This is a genomic window from Alkalibaculum bacchi, from assembly GCF_003317055.1.
Lineage (GTDB): Bacteria > Bacillota > Clostridia > Eubacteriales > Alkalibacteraceae > Alkalibaculum > Alkalibaculum bacchi.
Map to the genome: position 1 here is coordinate 1 of NZ_QNRX01000038.1, position 2,622 is coordinate 2,622.

Sequence of the window (2,622 nt, forward strand, 5' to 3'; positions counted from 1 at the left end):
TGAATATTGCATTTCAAATGGACCATCGATGCTAACTTTTGAGCCACCTGATGCATTAAAATAGACCATCAAATGCATACTGATAGACCATTTTATATTTAAATACTCATAACCTCCTGTATAATTAAATGGCATGCTGAAAGCATGACAAAATTATATAGGAGGTTTTTTATGATTCAGTATCGTCAGATTCTTGAATTACACTTCAAGGGAACATCTCAAAGAACGATTAGTTCTAGTGTTGGTCATTCACGACAAACAATATCAGATGTCATTAAGAAGGCAAAACAATTAGGTTTAACCGACTTGAATGATGATATGACCAATCAGTGGTTAGTAGAGTTTTTGTTTCCTGAAAAACAAGACATAGCCAAGGGATATTTTCCTGTGGCTTGGGAGGAGGTGCATCGTGAGCTACAAAAGAAAAATATGACATTAAAATTGCTTCATCATGAATATTCGCAACGTGCCAGAGATATTAACAAAATTCCTTATGCTTATAGAACATTCTGTAATAACTATGGGAAATATGCTCGAAAGTATAAATTAACTATGCCTATTAGGCGAAAACCTGGAGAAATCATGGAAGTTGACTGGGCAGGAGACACTTTATCCATTCAAGATCGAAGTACTGGTGAAGAACTACCAGTCTACCTGTTTGTAACGGTATTACCGTATAGTCAACTATTCTATGTTGAAGGATTTTTAAACATGAAATCACGTAGTTGGTTAACTGCGCATATTCATGCATTTGAATATTTTGATGGTGTGCCAGAAGTCTTAGTTCCTGATAATCTTAAAACTGGCGTAAAAAAGCCAATTAAAGGAGAACCCATCTTAAATGAAGCTTATCGTGAGCTTGCCGATTATTATCAAACTACGATTGTTCCAGCACGCATAAGAGCACCAAAAGACAAGCCTAGTGTCGAAGGAAACGTTGGATATATTTCGCGTCAAATTATAGCTTCATTGAGATATTATCAATGTTTTAGCCTGTCTGACTTAAATACCCAAATCCTAAAACAAGTGAACCGATTAAATGATGAACCTTTCCAAAAAAGAGTAGGTTCAAGAAGAAGTGTGTTTAACGAAGAAGAAAAAGCTAAGCTTATCCCTCTTCGTCATCCACGCTATCAGCTATCGGAATGGAAAACTGCAAAGGTTCAGTTAAACTACCACATCCAAGTGAACCGCATGTATTATTCCGTTCCTTATGAGTATGTCCAAAGTCAAGTTGACGTTCGAATTACTAAGGACCTAATAGAAGTATACTTCAAAGAGATGAGAATTGCATCTCATAAAACACTCTCTGGCGAAATTGGTCAGTACTCAACAAATCCTAACCATATGCCAGATAATCATAGACAGTATCTTGAACACACACCAGATAAAATAAGAAAATGGGCGAAAACATTAGGGCATAATACAGAAAAGTTTGTGGAATACATTTTAGAAAATCATGTAGAGAAGAAAGCACTAACGATTTTGTTATCCGTTCGGAATCTAACTAAATATTACTCTCAAGAGCTTATTGAACAAGGTTGTGAAACATTAATGACTATTTCGCATATACCCACATTATCTGTTTTAAAAACAATATTAAAACGCATGAAGGAACATCAAAAATCAAAAGAAAATGGTACTTTAAACGAGATAAAAACAAATAATGATTATGGTTTTGTCAGAGGTGCTAGGTACTTTGGAGGTATAAAAAATGAGAAATGAAGAAACTTTACGTAAATTAAATGAAATGCGCTTAGGTGGTATGGCAGAACTTTATCAAGATCAGGCAAAGAATTCAGATTATTTAGAGATGTCATTTGAACAACGTTTCAACCTACTTGTTGATTATGAATATTCTCGCCGTCAGTCCAATAAACTAAAGCGATTAATAAAACAAGCTACATTTAATGAGCCGACTGCTTCTATTGAAGAGATTGAATATCACCCAGATCGTCACTTAGATAAACAGCTTATATTAGGACTGGCAACATGCAATTACATACGTGAGCATCATAATATTATTTTGATGGGTGCTTCAGGAAACGGTAAAACTTGGATTTCAAATGCATTTGGTGTACAAGCATGTCGTCAATTTTTCACGGTAAAATACATTCGATTACCAGAGTTAATTGATGAGCTAACAGCTGCTAAATATGCGGCAGATGGAAGTTATCGTAAGCTTGTTTCAAAATATAAGAAGATTGAGCTATTAATTATTGATGAATGGTTACTTACCCCATTATCTCAAGCAGAAGCTGTTCATGTATTTGAAATTATTGAGGCCAGATTAAAGAGTACTTCAACAATATTTTGTTCACAATACTCACCTGAAGGCTGGCACTCTAAAATAGAGAATGTTCAAATTGCTGATGCAATACTTGACCGTATTGTACATGATTCTTATCAGATACTCATAGATGGAGAAGTTTCTATGCGTGAGCGTCATGGCATTAACTATCAAAGCGCAAGAAACTCTTAATAAAATATAAATTTAGGAGAGTCCCTAATTTAGGGACTCTGTGTAAGCTCTGGTCTACTGCAATGCACTGAGTGGTCTGTTTTAATGCACTAGGTGGTCTAAATATATGCACTTGTGGTCTGTTTCGAATGCAATACTCA

Annotated in this window: 2 protein-coding genes; both read left to right on the forward strand. The window is 35.2% G+C overall.

The window, feature by feature from the left end:
• The first annotated feature begins 171 nt into the window (after positions 1–171).
• A complete protein-coding gene (gene istA / locus DES36_RS14585) occupies positions 172–1,725 on the forward strand; it encodes an IS21 family transposase (RefSeq protein WP_113921952.1) in 1,554 nt (517 codons plus the stop codon).
• Complete coding sequence (gene istB / locus DES36_RS14590; protein WP_113921953.1) at positions 1,715–2,482, forward strand: IS21-like element helper ATPase IstB; 768 nt, start codon at positions 1,715–1,717, stop codon at positions 2,480–2,482. Before istA ends, istB begins: the two co-directional genes overlap by 11 nt.
• Positions 2,483–2,622 lie beyond the last annotated feature (140 nt).

Bases quoted from the DNA above. Each gene is read 5' to 3' on its own strand.
- istB (WP_113921953.1), top strand. From the start codon at position 1,715: ATGAGAAATGAAGAAACTTTACGTAAATTAAATGAAATGCGCTTAGGT.
- istA (WP_113921952.1), top strand. From the start codon at position 172: ATGATTCAGTATCGTCAGATTCTTGAATTACACTTCAAGGGAACATCT.